Genomic DNA, 18854 nt, shown 5'->3' with positions numbered 1-18854 from the left:
GGCGCCGTGCAGCCGCGCCGCCCGCACCCGCGAACGGGGCCGTCAGGCTCAGGTGCGCGGCGCGATGACGACGGCCGTGCCGTAGGCACACACCTCCGTGCCCACGTCCGCCGCCTCCGTGACGTCGAACCGGAACATCAGCACCGCGTTGGCGCCGCGCGCCCTGGCTTGCTCCACCAGGCGTTCCATCGCCTGGTTCCGGGTCTGCACGAGGGTCTTCGTCAGGCCCTTCAACTCGCCGCCGATCATCGACTTGAGGCCCGCGCCGATCTGGCTGCCCAGGTGCCGCGAGCGCACGGTCAGGCCGAAGACCTCGCCGATCACCTGCTGTACGGCATAGCCGGGGACGTCGTTCGTTGTGACAACCAGCACATCCGCGTGCGCGGTCTGGCCGCCGCCGTAATCATCGATGCCCATGGGGCACAGCTTCGTTGCCTCCGGTTCGCCCCGCATCCGGAGAGGGCCGCTGGAACCGGGCGTCACCCGGATGCGTTGGTAACTTTGGGCAGTCGACAGGACTGGCCGGCCGAGGTGCCGGTTGCCCGCCGCCCGACCCATCCACACCACAGGAGCCCGGACCTCGTGAACACTCTTGCGCTCGGACCGAGCTGGCTGGATCCCGATTACCTGATCACCACCTTCGGCGTGATCGGCGTACTCGTCATCGTCTTCGCCGAGTCCGGCCTGCTCATCGGGTTCTTCCTGCCGGGTGACTCCCTGCTGTTCACGACGGGTCTGCTGGTCACCACGGGCAAGATCGACCTGCCGCTCTGGGCGGTGTGCACCATGATCGTGTTCGCCGCGATCCTCGGTGACCAGGTCGGCTATCTCTTCGGCCGCAAGGTGGGACCGGCCCTGTTCAGCCGGCCGGACTCCAAGCTGTTCAAGCAGGAGAACGTGGAGAAGGCGCACGAGTTCTTCGAGAAGTACGGCCCGAAGTCGCTGGTCCTGGCCCGCTTCGTGCCCATCGTGCGCACATTCACGCCGATCATCGCCGGCGTGAGCCGGATGAACTACCGCTCGTTCATCACCTTCAACATCATCGGCGGCGTCCTGTGGGGCGCGGGCGTGACGCTGCTCGGTGCCGCGCTCGGCAAGGTCGAGTTCGTGCACAAGCACATCGAGATGATCCTGATCGCGATCGTGCTGCTCTCCGTGGTCCCGATCGCCATCGAGTTCCTGCGGGCCCGCTCCAAGGGCAAGAAGCAGGCTGCGGCGGCCGGTCCGGCGGCCGGCCTGCCGGGTGGCGCGGACGACCAGCCCCCGCAGCGCGGCCGCCACGCCAAGCGCTGAGCACCCGCACACCGGCCCGTCCGGATCACCGGGCCCCGTCCGGGCCCGGGCGGGATTTCTCCCACACGGCCTAGAAGCCGCGCGTCCGCTTGGCCGCGCGGCGCTGGCCCGCCGCGGCCGGACTGCGCAGGAACAGCCGTGCCACCTCACCGCCGAGGTTCACTCCGATCGCGATCGCCAGGGCCAGGGCCGCCGCCCGCGCCAGCGAGGCGAAGCCCAGGTCCATGTTGCTCTGCGCGATGTGCAGCACCCCGAAGTAGGTGGCGCTACCAGGCAGCAGCGGCCCGATCGCCGCCGTCACATAGGGCAGCGAGGAGGTGTGCTGGAGGCGGGCGAGCAGCTGCCCGAACAGACCCACGAGACCCGCCGCGACGGCCGTCGCCATCACGGACGAGCCTCCCGCCGTCAGGGCGATCGCCGCGTAGATCACCCAGGCCACCCCGCCGTTGAGCGCCGCGATCAGCACCGTCGACCGGTCCTGCTGGAGCAGCACGGCGAAGGTCAGGCACAGCACCATCGACGCCAGGATCTGCACCACGGGCCGCTCGACCGTGCTCAGCGCCCCTTCCGGGTTGAGGTTCGCCTCGAACTGCACGCCCACGTACAGCATCGTGAGCACCCCGATGACGATCGCCACGAAGAAGTACGCGACCTCCAGCAGCCGGGCCGACGCGGTGATGTAAAAACCGGTCAGCCCGTCCTGCACCGCCGCCACCAGCGCCCGCCCGGGGATCAGCGCGAACAGCCCACCGGTGATCACGGCGGACGGCTGGAGCCCGGCGTGCAGCGCGCTCAGCGTCACACCCATCGCCGCGGGCGGCATCGCCGCCACCACGAACTGGTAGAACTCCGGCAGCCCGCGTCCCGCGCACAGCCATGCCAGCCGGTCACCGAGCATCGCGCCGACCGCAGCCGCCAGGAACACCAGCGCGTTTCCGCCCACCAGCACGGACGCCGCCCCGGCCAGTACGCCGGCGGCGGTCGTGAGCAGCCAGCCCGGGTAGGGATGGCGGTTACGCCGGATCTCCGCCAGCCGCCGGTAGGCCTCGTCGAGCTTGATGTCGCTGTCCTCGGCGCTGATGTCCGCGACGAGCTGGTAGACCGCGGTCAGCCGGGTGTAGTCCGGGACCCGCCGGCGTACCGTGCGGTTCGCCGTCACCGGATCGTCCACCAGCGACGGCAGATACGTGATCGACAGCAGCGTGAAGGTGACGGTGGGCTCGCAGTGGTCGAGGCCGTACGAGCTGGTGATGGCGAGCATCGCCGCTTCGACGTCCTCCGCGCCCTCACCCCCCGCGAGCAGCAGCTCGCCGATACGCAGGGTCAGGTCGAGTACGCGCGGCACGGCGGGCCCCGAATCGTCCTGCCGCTGCACCGGCTCCGGGGCCGGGCGTTCGCTCACCGGCAGTCGCACCATCGCCCGCATCCGGTCCTGCCAGGGGGCGTCCTTGGGCAGCTGCACCACGGGAATTCCGTAGGCGGGGGTGAAGACGGGGGGCGCGTCGCTCGTGCGGTACGTCGACGGAAGGGTGAAGGCCGACCCCTCCGGCCCGGGCGGGGGCTCGGGGTTCAGACCCTCGGGAACGGCGAACTCGGAGGAGGGATGGTCCTCTTCCGGAGGTCCGGGCGGCGGCTCCACTCCCTTGGGAGGGGCGAACGCGCTGTGCGCCTCGTCCGACTGCGGTTTGCGGTCCTCCGCAGGACCTCCCGGCTCCGCCACCGCTCCCAGTCCCCTTTCGCTCAGGCTGTGGTCAGCCAGTATGCGACGGGCGGTGCACCCCGTGTGGGAGTGCACCGCCCGGTGAGGCTGCCGGAGGGCGCGTCAGTGCGCGCCGCCCTGCGCCTCAAGGCGCTTGTAGGAGGCCTCGATCTCGGCCTCGGCCTCGGCGCGGCCGACCCAGTTCGCGCCTTCGACGCTCTTGCCCGGCTCCAGGTCCTTGTAGACCTCGAAGAAGTGCTGGATCTCCAGGCGGTCGAACTCGGAGACGTGGTGAATGTCCCGCAGGTGCTCCACACGCGGGTCGGACGCGGGCACGCACAGCAGCTTGTCGTCGCCGCCTGCCTCGTCCGTCATCCGGAACATACCGATGGCGCGGCACTTGATCAGACAGCCGGGGAAGGTCGGCTCGTCCAGGATGACCAGGGCGTCCAGCGGGTCGCCGTCCTCGCCGAGGGTGTTCTCGACGAAGCCGTAGTCGGCGGGGTAGCTGGTCGAGGTGAAGAGGCGACGGTCCAGGCGGATCCGGCCGGTCTCGTGGTCCACCTCGTACTTGTTCCGCGACCCCTTCGGGATCTCGATGGTGACGTCGAACTCCACGGGTGGCACTCCTCCATGATCAACACATATGTAGGTGATGGTACGACTGCTCGTGAGACGGGGCCGCCCGGGGCTCCGGCCGGACGGGCCCGGTGCTGGACGGGGTGCCATGCTCGCGGCAAGACGCAGTGATTAAGTGTCCCCTACGCAACTGTGTGATCGCGAAAGGGGCTGGTCCAGGGTGCCTGACCACAGAACATGGCAGCTCAGGGCGGGTTCGGCGATCAAGCAGATCAAGCACATCGGCCAGACCTGGCCGACCGGCCGGCGGAACGGACAGCCCTGGCGGCTCACGGCGGGCGCGACCGTGGCCGGCCTCGCCGTCGCGGCCGTCGCGGTCTCCGCGGCAGGCCCCTGGGACTCCGGTCAGCGTAAGGCCGAGCGGGACCGCGCGGCGGCGCTCAGCCGGACAGGTGGCGTACATCACCGGTCCTCGGCGCCCGATGGTCCGAATGAGCCGGCGCCCGCGCCCAGTGCGCCCGGCGTGCTGTCCGTACCTCGTGCCCTCGCCGCCGCGCCCGCCGCCATCGCCCCGGCGCTGGAACCCCTGATGACCGATCCCGGGCTCGGCCCGGTGCTCACCGCGTCCGTCGTGGACCTCACCACCGGCAGACAGCTCTACGCGAAGAACGCGGGCGCCCCCATGACCCCCGCGTCCACGATCAAGATCGCCACGGCGGTCGCCGCGCTCTCCGCCACCGGCCCCACCCACCGCATCCCGACCACGGTCGTCGCCGCCCCGGACCACCGGCGCGTCACGCTGATCGGCGGCGGTGACCCCACCCTCGACCAGGCCCGGCTCGGTGCGCTGGCCGACGGCACCGCGCGTGCCCTGCGCGAACACGGGGTCAGCACGATCAGGCTGAGCTACGAGACCTCGCTCTACGAGGGCCCTGTGCTGCACCCCATCAGCCCCAACGACAACATCGCGCCGGTCACCCCCCTGATGCTGGACGAGGGCAGGCTCGACGGCTCCACCAGGGGCCCGGCGGACCGCGTGGAGGACCCGGCGCACGACGCCGCCTCGGCGTTCGTCGCGCTGCTCGCCAAGCGCGGCATCAACACCGAGGCGGGGCCCGACCGGGGCAAGCGCCCCGCCAAGGCCGTCACCGTCGCCAGAACCCTCTCGGCGCCCATGGCCGCGCTGGTCGAACGGATGCTGACCAACAGCGACAACGACATCGCCGAGGCGCTGGCCCGGCAGACCGCCATCGCCGACGGCCGCCCGGCGAGCTTCGCGGGCGGCCAGGCCGCCGTCACCGCGCGGCTCAAGCGGCTGAAGCTCCCCGTCGCCAAGGCCCGCTTCACCGACGGCAGCGGACTGAACCGGGCCGACCGGGTCTCGGCCGCCCTGCTCACCGGACTGCTGGCCCGTGCGGCCGACCCCGGCCATCCCGAACTGCGCCCCGTTCTCACCGGGCTGCCCGTCGCGGGCTTCACGGGGACCCTCACCGAGCGCTCCGAGGCACGCACCGCCGGGCTCGTACGCGCCAAGACCGGCAGCCTCACCGGGGTGGACACCCTGGCGGGCACGGCGGTGTCCGCCGACGGACGGCTGCTGGCCTTCGCGTTCATGGCCGGGAGCACCCCGTCCTACGGGGCGGGCCGCCCGGCCCTGGACCGGATGGCGTCGGCGCTGATCCCCTGAGGCCCCGAGGCCCGAGACGCCCCATGAGCCCTGGCGCCGGCCGTGCGCGACCTACTGGCAGCGGGCCGCCGACCACGTACGGTTGACGCATGACGAGCATCGGTGGTGCCGCTTCCTCTGGGATGGTCGACTGGAACCTCGCGGTCGCGACCGCGACCCGGCTCGTACGGCCGGGCCCCGACGTCAGCCGGGACGAGGCGCGCGCCGTCGTCGCCGAGCTGCGAAGGCACGCGAAGGCGTCGGAGGAGCACGTCCGCGCGTTCACCCGGATGATCCCCGACGACCATGTGCCCCAGGACACCCCGGTCCTCGTCGTGGACCGGCCCGGCTGGGTGAAGGCGAATGTCGCGGGCTTCCGCGCGCTGCTGAAGCCGCTGCTGGACAAGCTCCAGGAGCGCAGGTCGGCGACCCCGGGCGGCGCCGTGTTCGGTGCCCTGGGCGGCAAGGTGACCGGTGTGGAGCTGGGCATGCTGCTGTCGTTCCTCGCCTCCCGGGTGCTCGGCCAGTACGAGACCTTCGCCCCCGTCACCCGCGAGCTGCCCGGGGCCGCCGGCAGCAACGGCAGGCTGCTCCTGGTCGCGCCGAACATCGTGCATGTCGAACGGGAGATGGACGTCGCCCCGCACGACTTCAGGCTGTGGGTCTGCCTGCACGAGGAGACCCACCGCACCCAGTTCACCGCCGTGCCCTGGCTCCGCGACCACCTGGAGGGCGAGATCCAGGCGTTCCTCGCCGAGACGGACGTCGACCCCATGACCGTGCTCGAACGACTGCGCGAGGCCGCACAGGCGCTCGCCGGGGGGCGCCCCGAAGGCGAGGATGACGAGAGCCGCTCTCTCGTCGAGCTCGTGCAGACCCCGCAGCAGCGCGAGATCCTCGGTCGGCTGACCGCCGTGATGTCCCTGCTGGAGGGCCATGCCGACTTCGTGATGGACGGGGTGGGGCCCCAGGTCGTCCCGTCCGTCGGTGAGATCCGCGAGAAGTTCCAGGCCCGCAGGGCCCGTGGCGCGTCCCGGCTCGACCTCGCGCTGCGCAAGCTGCTCGGGCTGGACGCCAAGCTGCGCCAGTACCGGGACGGCGAGCGGTTCGTCAGCGCCGTGGTCGGCGAGGTCGGGATGGACGGGTTCAACCGGGTGTGGACCTCGCCGAACACCCTTCCCACCAAGGCGGAGATCGCCAAACCGGCGGACTGGATCGCGCGGGTGCACCGTAAGGGAGACTGAGCCGTAATCACCCATCCGAGGGACCGTGGCCCATGGATAGGCGTGCAATGCTCGGGGAACGGCCCGGTTCTGTCACCATCGACGCACTCTGAGTGACGGACCATCCCGTCCCGACTCCGACCGAGGCACCCCCAAACTTCACGAAGGGCATCGGACATGGGTCCCCATCCTGCGGTCGCGGCGATACGCCTGGCGGTTCGCCGCGTACTCCACGACGTGCTCAACGAACTCAGCGAGCTCCCGCACGCCACGGTCGGCCGCGGTCGCCCCGGCTGTGGCCATACCGGCGCACGGCTGGCGACGGCCGAGCCGCCGCTGGTCCTCGTCGCCTGCTCCGGTGGTGCCGACTCCATGGCCCTCGCCTCCGCCCTCGCCTTCGAGGCCCGCAAGCTGTCCGTGCGCGCCGGCGGGATCACCGTGGACCACGGCCTCCAGGCCGGTTCCGGCCTGCGTGCCGCCGAGGTCGCCGTCCGGCTCACGGAGATGGATCTCGACCCCGTGGAGGCCATCGCCGTCTCGGTGGGCCGCGACGGCGGACCCGAGGCCGCCGCCAGGGACGCCCGCTACGCCGCCCTGGACGAGGCCGCCGACCGCCTCGGGGCCGCCGCCGTGCTGCTCGGGCACACCCGGGACGATCAGGCGGAGACGGTCCTGCTGGGCCTCGCCCGCGGCTCCGGCATCCGCTCGCTCTCCGGTATGGCCGCCGTGTCCCCCACCGGCCGCTACCGCCGCCCCTTCCTCCAGCTCGACCGCCAGACCGCCCGCAAGGCCTGCCTCGTACAGCAGCTCCCGGTGTGGGACGACCCGATGAACGCCGACCCGGCGTACACCCGCTCCCGGCTGCGCCACGAGGGCCTGCCCGCGCTGGAGAAGGCCCTCGGCAAAGGTGTCGTCGAGGCCCTGGCCCGTACCGCCCAGCTGTCCCGCGACGACGCTGACGCGCTCGACGCCTGGGCCGCCGATGTCGACGCGTCCGTACGGGACGAGTCCGGGCTGCTCGACTGCACGAAGCTGTATGCGCTGCCTCCGGCGGTGCGCCGCCGCGTGCTCAGGCGCGCGCTGGTGACAGCCGGTTCACCTGCGGGTTCGCTGTTCGCCCGGCATGTCGAGGAGGTCGAGCGGCTGATCACCGGCTGGCGCGGCCAGCGGGCCATCAACCTGCCCGGGCGCGTCGAGGCCCGTCGGCAGGGTGGCAGACTGGTCATCCGGCAGGGCTGAGCCGGTCCTGCCGACAGGGCCGGGCGATCGGGACGCCGGGCAGCGACAGAAAGCGACGCGGGTGAACGAGAAGGACATGGGCGCCGATCTCAAATCGGTACTCATCACCAAGGAAGAGATCGACGCGAAGCTGGCCGAGCTGGCCGCGAAGATCGACGCTGAGTACGCGGGCAAGGACCTGCTGATCGTCGGGGTGCTGAAGGGCGCCGTGATGGTGATGGCGGACCTGGCGCGTGCGCTGTCCAGCCCCGTCACGATGGACTGGATGGCCGTGTCCTCGTACGGCGCGGGCACCCAGTCATCCGGAGTGGTCCGCATCCTCAAGGACCTGGACACGGACATCAAGGGCAAGCACGTCCTGATCGTCGAGGACATTATCGACTCCGGGCTGACCCTGTCGTGGCTGCTGTCCAACCTGGGCTCGCGCGAGCCGGCGTCTCTCGAGGTCTGCACACTGCTGCGCAAGCCCGACGCCGCGAAGGTCGCCATCGACGTGAAGTGGATCGGCTTCGACATCCCGAACGAGTTCGTCGTCGGATACGGTCTCGACTACGCCGAGAAGTACCGCAATCTGCCGTTCGTGGGCACCCTCGCACCGCACGTCTACGGCGGCTGACGGCAAACCGCGGGCGGCACGGGAACCCGTGCCGCCTTCCCGCCGTTGGAGCATGGGAAGGCGGTCATGGGTGACAAAGCTGGGGTACCGTCCGAAGAACAGTCTTTTCAGTTGAGTCTCATAGCAGCATTTACCTACGGGCAGGAGGGACGGAGCGACACCGCTCCGTATGGATGGACGTGAAGCGATACTTCCGTGGGCCGGTCATGTGGATCGTGCTGGCCGTCCTCGCCGTGGTCGTGCTGATGCAGGTTGTCGGCTCGTCGGGCGGCTACAAGACGGTGGACACCGCCAAGGTTGTCCAGGCGATCAACAAGAACCAGGTCAAGCAGGCCAAGCTGACCACCGGCGATGAGCAGATCATCAAGATCGAGCTGAATGACGGCCAGAAGGTCAACGGCAGCGACAAGGTCCAGGCGAGCTACATCGGCGACCAGGGCGTCGCGCTGGCCCAGACCCTTCAGCAGAAGTACGACGCGGGCGAGATCAAGAACGGCTACACGGTCTCCCCCGAGCGGCAGAGCCCGATCCTGTCGGTGCTCTTCTCGCTGCTGCCCTTCGTGCTGATCGTGGTCGTCTTCCTGTTCCTGATGAACCAGATGCAGGGCGGCGGCTCCCGGGTCATGAACTTCGGGAAGTCCAAGGCCAAGCTGATCACCAAGGACACCCCCAAGACCACCTTCGCCGATGTGGCGGGGTCCGACGAGGCCGTCGAGGAGCTCCACGAGATCAAGGAGTTCCTCCAGGAGCCCGCGAAGTTCCAGGCCGTCGGAGCCAAGATCCCCAAGGGCGTGTTGCTGTACGGCCCGCCCGGCACCGGCAAGACGCTGCTCGCGCGCGCCGTCGCGGGTGAGGCGGGCGTCCCGTTCTACTCGATCTCCGGTTCCGACTTCGTCGAGATGTTCGTCGGTGTCGGTGCCTCCCGGGTGCGCGACCTCTTCGAGCAGGCCAAGGCCAACGCTCCGGCGATCGTGTTCGTGGACGAGATCGACGCCGTCGGCCGACACCGCGGCGCGGGCCTCGGCGGCGGACACGACGAGCGCGAGCAGACCCTGAACCAGCTCCTCGTGGAGATGGACGGCTTCGACGTGAAGGGCGGCGTCATCCTGATCGCCGCCACCAACCGGCCCGACATCCTCGACCCGGCGCTGCTGCGCCCGGGCCGCTTCGACCGGCAGATCGCCGTCGACCGCCCGGACATGCAGGGCCGTCTGGAGATCCTCAAGGTCCACCAGAAGGGCAAGCCGGTCGCGCAGGACGTCGACCTCGCGGCCGTCGCCCGCCGCACCCCCGGCTTCACCGGTGCCGATCTGTCGAACGTGCTGAACGAGGCCGCCCTGCTGACGGCCCGCAGTGACAAGAAGCTGATCGACAACCACATGCTGGACGAGGCGATCGACCGCGTCGTGGCGGGCCCGCAGAAGCGGACCCGGATCATGTCCGACAAGGAGAAGAAGATCACCGCGTACCACGAGGGCGGACACGCCCTGGTCGCGGCGGCCTCCCCCAACTCCGACCCGGTGCACAAGATCACGATCCTGTCCCGGGGCCGGGCCCTCGGCTACACGATGGTGCTCCCGGACGAGGACAAGTACTCGACCACGCGCAACGAGATGCTCGACCAGCTGGCGTACATGCTGGGCGGTCGCGCGGCCGAGGAGCTGGTCTTCCACGACCCGACCACGGGCGCGGCGAACGACATCGAGAAGGCCACGGCCACGGCACGCGCCATGGTCACCCAGTACGGCATGACCGAGCGTCTCGGCGCGATCAAGTTCGGCGGTGACAACACCGAGCCGTTCCTCGGCCGTGAGATGGGGCACCAGCGCGACTACTCGGAAGAGGTCGCGGCGCTGGTGGACGAAGAGGTCAAGAAGCTCATCGAGACCGCGCACAACGAGGCCTGGGAGATCCTGGTCGAGAACCGCGACGTGCTCGACAACCTCGTCCTCGCCCTGCTGGAGAAGGAGACCCTCGGCAAGGAGGAGATCGCCGAGGTCTTCGCCACGATCGTGAAGCGCCCGGCCCGGCCGGCGTGGACCGGCTCCGCCCGGCGCACCCCGTCCACCCGCCCGCCGGTGCTCTCCCCGAAGGAGCTGGCGCTGACCAATGGCGCGGCCAACGGGACCGCCGCCGGCACGGGCAGCACGGTGACGGATGTCACCAAGACCGCGACCGAGCCGGTCGCGGAGGATCGACCGGAGGCCTGACCTGGCGGTTTCCGCCCGAGAGGTCCGATTTTCGGAATGAACACGGCACTCCCCAGGTTCTAGCCTGGGGAGTGCTGCGTTATGCACGTTTTTCACGTCGATGGCAGGACAGGAACGAGGCACACATGACCGACCCGGTGACGCTGGACGGCGAGGGCACGATCGGCGTGTTCGACGAGAAGCGCGCCGAGAACGCGGTGCGCGAGCTGCTCATCGCGGTCGGCGAGGACCCGGACCGCGAGGGTCTGCGGGAGACGCCGGGGCGGGTCGCCAGGGCCTACAAGGAGATATTCGCGGGCCTGTGGCAGCAGCCCGAGGATGTGCTGACCACGACGTTCGACCTGGGCCACGACGAAATGGTCCTGGTGAAGGACATCGAGGTGACCAGCTGCTGCGAACATCATCTGGTGCCCTTCAGGGGCGTGGCCCATGTCGGCTACATCCCGTCCACCAGCGGCAAGATCACCGGGCTTTCCAAGCTGGCCCGGCTCGTGGATGTGTTCGCCCGCCGCCCGCAGGTACAGGAGCGGCTGACGACGCAGATCGCCGACTCCCTGATGAAGATCCTGGAGCCGCGCGGCGTGATCGTCGTGATCGAGTGCGAGCACATGTGCATGTCGATGCGCGGTATCCGTAAGCCTGGCGCCAAGACGATCACCTCGGCGGTCCGCGGACAGCTTCGGGATGTGGCGACGCGTAACGAGGCGATGAGCCTGATCATGGCGAACTGACCGGACACGGGTCGCCCGTCCGGGCCGCCGGCCCCCCCAGCCAGCTCCTGGCCGGCGCTTGGTGCGGGGTCCTCAGGCGGTCGGGACGCGGCCCGTGCCGCCGTTGTGTGCGTTGTCGCCGTCCTCCGGGAGCTTGCACACCCGCTCGAGGAACAGGGCCGCGGCGATCACCGCGAAGCCCGCGAGCACTGCGAAGCCGGCGTAGATCGCCTGGTCGCGGCGGACCGGGATGTCGAGGGAGCCCAGCAGGAAGACTCCCGTGCCGGCGTACATCCCGCTGACCAGCGCGGCGACCAGGGCGCTGGCCTGGCCGAAGACGACGGCGCGGGCGGCCATCATGGGCTCCACGCCCTTGGCGCCGGGGCGGCGCTCGCGCTGGGCGCGGAGGCGGGCGCGCAGGGAGAGGGCAGTGGCCGAGAGGACGGCGGCGATCGCGGCCAGGACGATCGGCGCGGCCAGCGGCACGCTCGGCAGCGTGCCGAACGCGTCCCACATGCGCGCGGCGGCCCAGGACAGCACTCCCGCCGCCACGAAGAGCCCGGCCAGTACCCCAAGCCGCAGTTGCTTCACCGAGTGTCCTTGTGTCCGTCGTGCTCGCAGTCCTGTAGAGCCTAACGACTACTCAGGCAGCCGGAGTTCCAGGTCGGCGCGCGCCACGACACCCTCCCGGCCGAGAGCCGTGAGCAGCTCGGCGATCGCTCCGCGGCCGGGGAGCTGGGCGGCGGGGTCGACGTCGTTCCACGGGGCGAGCACGAAGGCACGCTCATGGGCGCGGGGGTGCGGCAGGGTGAGGACGGGGTCGTCGGAGACCACCTCCGCGTACGACACGATGTCCACGTCGATGGTGCGGGGGCCCCAGCGTTCGTCGCGCACCCGGTCGAAGGCCTCCTCGATGGCGTGCGCGCGCTCCAGCAGGGAGCTGGGCGGCAGGGTGGTCTTCACCACCACCACGGCGTTGAGATACGAGGGCTGGGAGCCCGGATCGACGCCCCAGGGCTCCGTCTCGTAGACCGGCGAGACCGCCTTCACCCGCACGCCGGGGGTGTCCTCCAGGAGGTCCACGGCGCCCTGGAGGGTCTCCAGCCGGTTGCCCAGGTTGGAGCCGAGGGCGATCACGGCCCGTTTGGGGTTGGAGAGGGTGATGTCCGCCGCGTCGACCTGCTCGACGACGGCGGCGGGCACCGGCTGCACTGTGGGGTCGCTCATGCTCGGCTCCGGGTGATCGTGACGGTCACGTCGTCGAACGGGACGGTGATCGGGGCGTCGGGCTTGTGCACGACCACCTCGACCTGCTGGACGCCGTCGTGCTTGAGGCACTGCTGGGCGATCCGCTCCGCCAGGGTTTCGATCAGGTCCACCGGCTCGCCCTGGACGAGGGCGACGACCTCTTCCGCCACCACGCCGTAGTGCACCGTCTTCGACAGGTCGTCGTCGGCCGCGGCGGGGCGGGTGTCGAGGCTGAGCACCAGGTCGACGATGAAGGTCTGGCCCTCTTCCCGCTCCCGGGGGAAGACGCCATGGTGCCCGCGGGCCTTGAGGCCGCGCAGCGCGACACGATCCACGCGAATCACTCCTGCTGTCGTTGGTCTGGCCCGCTGGCCGGGGCAGCGGTGGTGCGGCACGCGCACAGTCCTGAATCTACCTGCGGGGTCCGGCAGCACCGCGCCACGGGGGCATGGGCGGCACCGGCGACGGATGGGAAGCGGCGCCTACCCAGGTGATCCTGGATCAATCCCCGGAATCAGTTCCCGCCTCGGGGCCCACTGCCTCGGGCCCTCCCAGGTTCCCTCAGGATCCCTCAGGCGGGGGATTCGCCGTCCTCTTCGTCCTCGGTTTCGGTCAGCACGGGTGATCCGTGATGTGACCAGATCCTCCAGCCGTCCCGTGTGCGGCGGAACACATTCGTCGCCACCACGAGCTGCCCCACGAGGGGGCCGAGCTCACCCGCCTCCTCCGACGGCCCTCCGCTGAGGATGTTCTCGGTGCAGGTGACCACGGCGGTGTCGCCGGCCACGCTGACCCGCACATCGGTGAGGAAGAACTGGATGTACTCCGTGTTCGCCATGATCAGCGCATAGGAACGGAGCACCTCGCCCCGCCCGGACAGCACGGGCCAGCCCGGGTGCACGCAGGAGATGACCTCGTCCCCGTCGTTGTCCGGGCCGTCCAGCCAGAGCATGGACATGTCCTCGAAGTCGCCGCGTTCCATCGCCTCGTAGAAGGCGGTGTTGGCCGTTTCGACCTCTTCGATATCCGTATGGGGCGTGGCGTCGGCGTCGCTCACAGGGCTCCCTCGACGGCGCGTGCGACCCGTACGGCGTCCGCCGTGGCGCGTACCTCGTGCACCCGGACCGCCCAGGCGCCCTCATGTGCCGCGATCGCCGAGACCGCCGCGGTGGCCGCGTCGCGTTCCCGGGCCGGGGGTGGGCTGGCGGCGCCCCCGGCGAGCACATGGCCGAGGAAGCGCTTACGGGAGGCCGCGACCAGCAGCGGGCGGCCCAGTGTGCGCAGATCGGCCAGATGGGCGACCAGCGCCAGATCGTGGGCGGCGTGCTTGGCGAAGCCGAGGCCGGGGTCGAGCACGATCCGTTCGGCGGCGACCCCGCCCGCGATCACCGCGTCCATCCGTTCGCGCAGTTCGGCGAGCACCTCGGCGACCACGTCCCCGTACACCGCCCGGTTGTTCATGTCCGCGCTGAAGCCGCGCCAGTGCATCACCACGAAGGGCACGTCCGCGTCGGCGACGGCCGGGATCATCCGGGGGTCGGCGAGCCCGCCGGACACGTCGTTGACCAGTGCGGCGCCCGCCGCGACGGCCTGGGCGGCGACGGAGGCGCGCATGGTGTCGACGGAGACGTTGACGCCTTCGGAGGCCAGCCCGCGAACGACGGGGATGACCCGCCGCAGCTCCTCGTCCTCGTCGACCCTGGTGGCTCCGGGGCGGGTTGACTCACCGCCGACATCGACCAGATCCGCCCCCGCGGCCACCAGGTCGAGCCCATGCTTGACGGCCGCCGTGGTGTCGAACCAGCGGCCCCCGTCGGAGAAGGAGTCCGGGGTCACATTGACGACCCCCATGACCGCACAGCGGTCCCACTCCGGCAGGCCCCTGACCGTGCCGCGGCCGCACAACGACGTACTCATGCGTCCAGCCTAGTGCGGTGAGCGGTGAGTCCCACCGGTATGCCGGACGGTGCCTACGCCGCGCGGGCCTCGCCGTCCCCGACCGAGGCCGGGCGGATGTGGTGGACGCAGGGCCGTGCCGGACGGGCCTTGCGGCGGCGGAACGGGCGCGGCAGGGCGAAGGTCACGAAGCCTTCCGCCTGCATCGCGGCGAATCCGATGCGCGGCAGGTCCCTGGTGTTGCGGAACACCACGAAACGCGGCTCCCAGCGAGGCTGGAACTTGGCGTTGAACTTGTACAGCGACTCGATCTGGAACCAGCGGGACAGGAACACCAGCAGCCCGCGCCAGGTGCGCAGCACCGGTCCCGCGCCCAGCTTCTCGCCGCGGGCGAGCGCCGAGCGGAACATCGCGAAGTTCAGCGAGACCCGCGCGATGCCGAGTTTCGGGGAGTCCTGGAGCGCGGCCACGATCAGCAGCTCGTTCATACCGGGGTCGGCCGACCGGTCGCGGCGCATCAGGTCCAGGGACATACCGTCCTTGCCCCAGGGAACGAAGTGGAGCACGGCCTTCAGGTCGCCGTACGGGGAGTCCGGGTCCTCCTTGTGCGCGGTGGCGACCACGCTGTCCCCGTCGGAGGGGTCGCCGATCCGGCCGAGTGCCATGGAGAAGCCGCGTTCGGTCTCGGTGCCGCGCCAGTCCTCGGCGGCCTGGCGTATCCGCTCCAGCTCGCCGTCCGAGAGGTCACGGACGCGGCGTACCCGGGTCTCGTAACCATTGCGCTCGATGCGCTTGACCATCTGGCGCACATTCCGCATGGCGCGCCCGCTCAGCGAGAAATCCGGGACGTCCACCACCGCCTCGTCGCCCAGCTCGAGGGCGTCCAGACCGGTCTCCCGGGTCCACACCTGACCGCCGGTCTCGGAGCAGCCCATCACGGCGGGGGTCCAGGAGTGGGCCTTCGCCTCGTCCATGAAGCGCTCGATCGCACCCGGCCAGGCCTCGACGTCGCCGATCGGGTCGCCGCTGGCGAGCATCACACCGGAGACCACGCGGTAGCAGACGGCGGCCTTGCCGCTGGGGGAGAACACCACGCCCTTGTCGCGGCGGAGCGCGAAGTGCCCGAGCGAGTCACGGCTGCCGTGCCGGGCGAGCAGCTCGCGCAGCTGTGCCTCGTCGTCCTCGGTGAGCCGGGCGGCCGGCTGCTCGGGACGGAAGGCGAGATAGATGGTGGTGACGGCGGTGAGCAGGCCGAGCGCGCCCAGCGAGTAGCCGACGGTCCAGTCGACCCCGCCGTCGTAACCGACGGGGCCCTCCATGCCGAAGAGCCCGAAGAGGACGTGCTCGAGCCGGTCGGTGAGGCTGGGGCTGCCGATGACCTTGTTCGGGTGGGCGCTGACGATGACCAGGCCGAGGCCGATCGAACCGGCGCCCATCAGAACGAAGTTGGCGAGTGCCCGCCAGCGGCTGCTCGGGTCGGGCAGCGCGGCGAACTGGTCCCGGTGCCGCAGCAGCAGGGTGAGCAGCGCCAGCGACAGCAGGACCCCGATCACCGAGTTGCGGTACATGAACTGCGCGACCGCTCCGGCCGGCAGCAGCACGACCGCGGCCCGCCAGGCCCGCCGCTTGTTGCGCTTGAGGCCGTGTGCGAGCAGCAGGAGCAGCACGCCGGCGCTGAGCGACAGCGCCGCGGCGAACGGTCCGAGCGCCCCCGGGAGCACCTCGGCGAGTGCGTGCATCCGGCTGTGCCGGAAGCGCGGGAACACGCCTGCGGCGATGTCGATCAGGCCGATGAAGGTGCAGGCCATCCCGACCAGCGTGGGTACGGTTTCGGCGCGCGGCCCGCTGAGGATCCGGCGTACCCGAACCGGAACCAACCCTGACTTGTCCCCATCTACCGTGACAGACATCGCTTCCCGTGACTCCGAGAGAGGTGTGAGTCCCTCGCCGCAGAAACGTCGGCGCGGACAGTGCGCTCTCTAGGACGGCACTTACGGGCAGCGGGTTCATCCGCCCTCAGGAAATTCTCAGGTTCCCGGACCTCGTCCGCGTCTGTCCTCACGTCCACGTCCACGTCCACACGTCCGCACGTCCGCGTCCGTCTCCACGCACACGCCCTGCCCACGTCTCACGGAAGTAGCTTGATCACCTCATGGGTCTCACCAGTAACAAGGTTCTGGCGCTGGCCGTACTCGCCGCCGTGGCCTTCTTCGCCGCGACGATCTGGCTTTGGCCGCGGCTGTCCCGCAACGGGTGGCGCAGCGTGCTCGGCCGGGTCGGTCTGCTGCTGGCGACCCAGTTGGCGATCTTCGCCTCGGTAGGCCTCGCGGCCAACAAGTCCTTCCTGTTCTACGGCTCCTGGTCCGATCTCCTCGGCCAGGAACAGGAGATGGGCGTGGTGGTCGACCACTCGGCGAGCAGCAAGCACGTCATGGTGGTCGGCAAGCAGAAGACCGGCGCCCCGGGCGGCTCACGGCCGGCCGTCGGCGGGCAGATCCACAAGGTCGTCATCAAGGGCGAGAAGTCCGGTGTCGACAGCCCGGCCTATGTGTATCTGCCGCCCGAGTACTTCCAGCCCGCGTACGCCGCCAAGACCTTTCCCGCCGCGGTCGTGCTGACCGGCTACCCGGGCACCGCGGAGAACCTGATCAAGGGCCTCAAGTACCCGAGAACGGCGTACGACCACGCCAAGAGCGGGAAGATGCAGCCGATGATCCTGGTCATGCTGCGTCCGACCGTCGCTCCGCCGCGCGACACCGAGTGCGTCGACATCCCGGGCGGTCCGCAGAGCGAGACCTTCTTCGCCAGGGATCTGCCGACCGCCATCTCGGCGACCTACCGCGTCGGCAGTAAGCCCCGCAACTGGGGCTTCATGGGGAACTCGACCGGTGGCTACTGCGCGCTGAAGATCGCTCTGCACCACCCGGAGCGGTTCGCCGCCGGGGTGGGCCTGTCCGCGTACTACAAGGCCGCGGAGGACGCGACCACCGGTGATCTCTTCCACGGCGACAACGACGAGCGGAAGCGGGCGAATCTCCTGTGGAGCCTGAAGAACCGCCCGCAGGGCGCGTCCTCGTTCCTGGTGACCTCGTCGAAGCAGGGCGAGAGCAACCTCGGTGGCACGCGGGAGTTCATCAAGAGGGTCAAGTCCCCGGCGCGGGTCTCCTCGATCATGCTGAACAGCGGCGGCCACAACTTCAACACCTGGCGCCGCGAGGTGTCCCCGGCACTGGTGTGGCTGAGCGGGCGGCTCAGCGCCGTGTGACCCGTGTGCGTACGGCATTTTCCCCAGGGCGACTTCGGGGCGTGGCCGCCGTGCGCGACCGGCGGCGACGGGTCTGCGGGCGGTCCGCTCGAACTGAATGAAGAGATTGCCTGGCCGACCCCCCATTCGTCACCTACGCACGGTAAATTTCAGGCCATGCCACGTGGACGCCACCGCCATTCCCCACCACTGCACCGGCTCATGCCGCCTTCCGCGGTCGCCGGGGCTTCGGTTCTCTGTGCCGCCGGTGCCTGGCTCTTCGCGGATACGCTCGTGCTCCGCTTCATGGCCGCCGGGGCAGCCGCCGCCGCGGTCACCGGCGCGGTGCTCATGCGCAGTTGGGACCGGAACGCGGGCCGCCGCGTCGCCGAGCTCACCCGCGCCCGCGCCAGCGACGCCTGGAAGACCGAGGAGCGCGTCGCCGAGCTGGAGGCCGACCTCGACGAGTCCCGCGAGCTGCGCGCCAAGCTGGACGGCAAGCTCCGCGCCAAACGGGTCGAGCTGGCCAAGCTGCGCAACGAGCACGCCGCACTGCTGAAGCGCTACGCGACCGCCGAGGCCGAGCGGGCCAGCGCGCTGGAAGGCCGCAGGCAGCTCGCGATCGAGGCCTCCGCGCCGAAGGAGCTGCCCGCTGCCGGTTCCACGCCGACGCCGTCCGCGTATCTGCGGGCCGCCAAGGCACTGGAGAACCTGTCGCGCAACGCCGCGGCCCAGGAGGCCAGACGCACCGTCGACGAGGCCCGCCGCCGCGATGTCGCTGACCGGGCGCGTGAGGCGGACGAGCCGCAGGGGAAGCAGGCGGCGGTCGCCGGGGAAGAGCAGCACACCCGCCCGTCGTCCGCCCTCCCCGCGCGCAGGCCGACGCCCGCCGCGGCGGTCGTCCCGTACGTCGCACGACAGCCCCGTCCTCTCGGCGGGTTCGACTTCTTCGGCGCCGGCCGCGTCGCCGCCGCCGAGCTCGAGTCGGTCCAGGAGGAGGACCTCGCGGACGTGGTGGGCGAGGAGGCGCTCGCGGACGCCGCTGAGGCCGCCCGTGCGAAGACCCGGGAGGGCGGCGCGGCCGGGGAGCGGGCGGTCGGTGAGGTGATCGATCTGACCGAGCACGACGAGACGGAGCAGCTCGACGTCACGGAGCTGCGGACCGCGATTTCCTGAGGGACGGGACACCTGAAGGACAGGACGAAAAAGCGGGGGCGGTCCGGCATCATGC

General features: G+C 70.5%; 18 protein-coding genes. 9 read left to right on the top strand and 9 right to left on the bottom strand.

The window, feature by feature from the left end; all coding sequences use genetic code 11:
• Positions 1–48: 48 nt before the first annotated feature.
• On the bottom strand, positions 49–417 hold the full coding sequence (locus ACFV6V_RS19140) for a YbjQ family protein (RefSeq protein ID WP_385566280.1): 369 nt from the start codon (positions 415–417) through the stop codon (positions 49–51).
• Positions 418–582: 165 nt separating this feature from the next.
• On the opposite strand from ACFV6V_RS19140, the gene ACFV6V_RS19135 reads away from it, so the two are divergent.
• Positions 583–1293: a DedA family protein gene (locus tag ACFV6V_RS19135; RefSeq protein ID WP_385566279.1), complete on the top strand. Its 711-nt coding sequence runs from the start codon at positions 583–585 to the stop codon at positions 1291–1293.
• Positions 1294–1363: 70 nt separating this feature from the next.
• Here ACFV6V_RS19135 and ACFV6V_RS19130 read toward each other — a convergent pair whose 3' ends face one another.
• On the bottom strand, positions 1364–3013 hold the full coding sequence (locus ACFV6V_RS19130; protein WP_385566277.1) for a threonine/serine exporter ThrE family protein: 1650 nt from the start codon (positions 3011–3013) through the stop codon (positions 1364–1366).
• Positions 3014–3115: 102 nt separating this feature from the next.
• Positions 3116–3610 (bottom strand): inorganic diphosphatase, encoded by a 495-nt coding sequence (locus tag ACFV6V_RS19125; protein WP_019888410.1) that lies wholly within the window; start codon positions 3608–3610, stop codon positions 3116–3118.
• A gap of 232 nt (positions 3611–3842) precedes the next feature.
• Here ACFV6V_RS19125 and dacB point away from each other — a divergent pair, with 232 nt between their 5' ends.
• The 6 genes from dacB (at position 3843) to folE (ending at position 11256) form a co-directional block, all read left to right on the top strand.
• Positions 3843–5258 (top strand): D-alanyl-D-alanine carboxypeptidase/D-alanyl-D-alanine-endopeptidase, encoded by a 1416-nt coding sequence (gene dacB, locus ACFV6V_RS19120; protein ID WP_385566397.1) that lies wholly within the window; start codon positions 3843–3845, stop codon positions 5256–5258.
• Between the two features lie 89 nt (positions 5259–5347).
• Complete coding sequence (locus ACFV6V_RS19115; RefSeq protein WP_385566274.1) at positions 5348–6481, top strand: zinc-dependent metalloprotease; 1134 nt, start codon at positions 5348–5350, stop codon at positions 6479–6481.
• A gap of 156 nt (positions 6482–6637) precedes the next feature.
• Complete coding sequence (tilS, locus tag ACFV6V_RS19110) at positions 6638–7699, top strand: tRNA lysidine(34) synthetase TilS (RefSeq protein ID WP_385566273.1); 1062 nt, start codon at positions 6638–6640, stop codon at positions 7697–7699.
• 76 nt (positions 7700–7775) lie between these two features.
• On the top strand, positions 7776–8315 hold the full coding sequence (gene hpt, locus ACFV6V_RS19105) for a hypoxanthine phosphoribosyltransferase (RefSeq protein ID WP_384243243.1): 540 nt from the start codon (positions 7776–7778) through the stop codon (positions 8313–8315).
• A 173-nt stretch (positions 8316–8488) separates the two neighbouring features.
• Positions 8489–10525, top strand: a complete 2037-nt coding sequence (ftsH, locus tag ACFV6V_RS19100; protein ID WP_385566270.1) for an ATP-dependent zinc metalloprotease FtsH — start codon at positions 8489–8491, stop codon at positions 10523–10525.
• Between the two features lie 125 nt (positions 10526–10650).
• On the top strand, positions 10651–11256 hold the full coding sequence (gene folE, locus ACFV6V_RS19095; protein ID WP_361279849.1) for a GTP cyclohydrolase I FolE: 606 nt from the start codon (positions 10651–10653) through the stop codon (positions 11254–11256).
• 72 nt (positions 11257–11328) lie between these two features.
• Here the strand turns inward: folE and ACFV6V_RS19090 are convergent, their stop codons facing one another.
• From ACFV6V_RS19090 to ACFV6V_RS19065, 6 genes are all read right to left on the bottom strand, one after another.
• Positions 11329–11826 carry a DUF3180 domain-containing protein gene (locus ACFV6V_RS19090; protein WP_361279850.1) on the bottom strand — a complete coding sequence of 166 codons (498 nt, stop codon included), beginning with the start codon at positions 11824–11826 and terminating at the stop codon, positions 11329–11331.
• A 48-nt stretch (positions 11827–11874) separates the two neighbouring features.
• Entirely contained in the window at positions 11875–12462 is a 588-nt protein-coding gene (gene folK / locus ACFV6V_RS19085; protein ID WP_385566266.1) for a 2-amino-4-hydroxy-6-hydroxymethyldihydropteridine diphosphokinase, read from the bottom strand.
• On the bottom strand, positions 12459–12818 hold the full coding sequence (gene folB / locus ACFV6V_RS19080; RefSeq protein WP_385566264.1) for a dihydroneopterin aldolase: 360 nt from the start codon (positions 12816–12818) through the stop codon (positions 12459–12461). Before folB ends, folK begins: the two co-directional genes overlap by 4 nt.
• Positions 12819–13054: 236 nt before the next feature.
• Positions 13055–13540, bottom strand: a complete 486-nt coding sequence (locus ACFV6V_RS19075) for a nuclear transport factor 2 family protein (protein ID WP_361279853.1) — start codon at positions 13538–13540, stop codon at positions 13055–13057.
• On the bottom strand, positions 13537–14400 hold the full coding sequence (gene folP, locus ACFV6V_RS19070; RefSeq protein ID WP_385566261.1) for a dihydropteroate synthase: 864 nt from the start codon (positions 14398–14400) through the stop codon (positions 13537–13539). The genes ACFV6V_RS19075 and folP overlap by 4 nt, the downstream gene beginning before the upstream one ends.
• A 53-nt stretch (positions 14401–14453) precedes the next feature.
• Entirely contained in the window at positions 14454–16289 is a 1836-nt protein-coding gene (locus ACFV6V_RS19065; protein WP_385566259.1) for a phosphatidylglycerol lysyltransferase domain-containing protein, read from the bottom strand.
• 242 nt (positions 16290–16531) lie between these two features.
• Between ACFV6V_RS19065 and ACFV6V_RS19060 the strand changes: the two genes are divergently transcribed.
• Positions 16532–17644: an alpha/beta hydrolase gene (locus tag ACFV6V_RS19060; RefSeq protein WP_385566256.1), complete on the top strand. Its 1113-nt coding sequence runs from the start codon at positions 16532–16534 to the stop codon at positions 17642–17644.
• A 156-nt stretch (positions 17645–17800) separates the two neighbouring features.
• Positions 17801–18799 carry a hypothetical protein gene (locus ACFV6V_RS19055; protein ID WP_385566253.1) on the top strand — a complete coding sequence of 333 codons (999 nt, stop codon included), beginning with the start codon at positions 17801–17803 and terminating at the stop codon, positions 18797–18799.
• Positions 18800–18854: the final 55 nt, after the last annotated feature.

It is taken from the genome of Streptomyces sp. NPDC059828, from assembly GCF_042731955.1.
Taxonomy (GTDB): domain Bacteria; phylum Actinomycetota; class Actinomycetes; order Streptomycetales; family Streptomycetaceae; genus Streptomyces.
The sequence above is the reverse complement of the archived record's forward strand: the minus strand, read 5'-3'. Positions and strand labels throughout refer to the sequence as shown.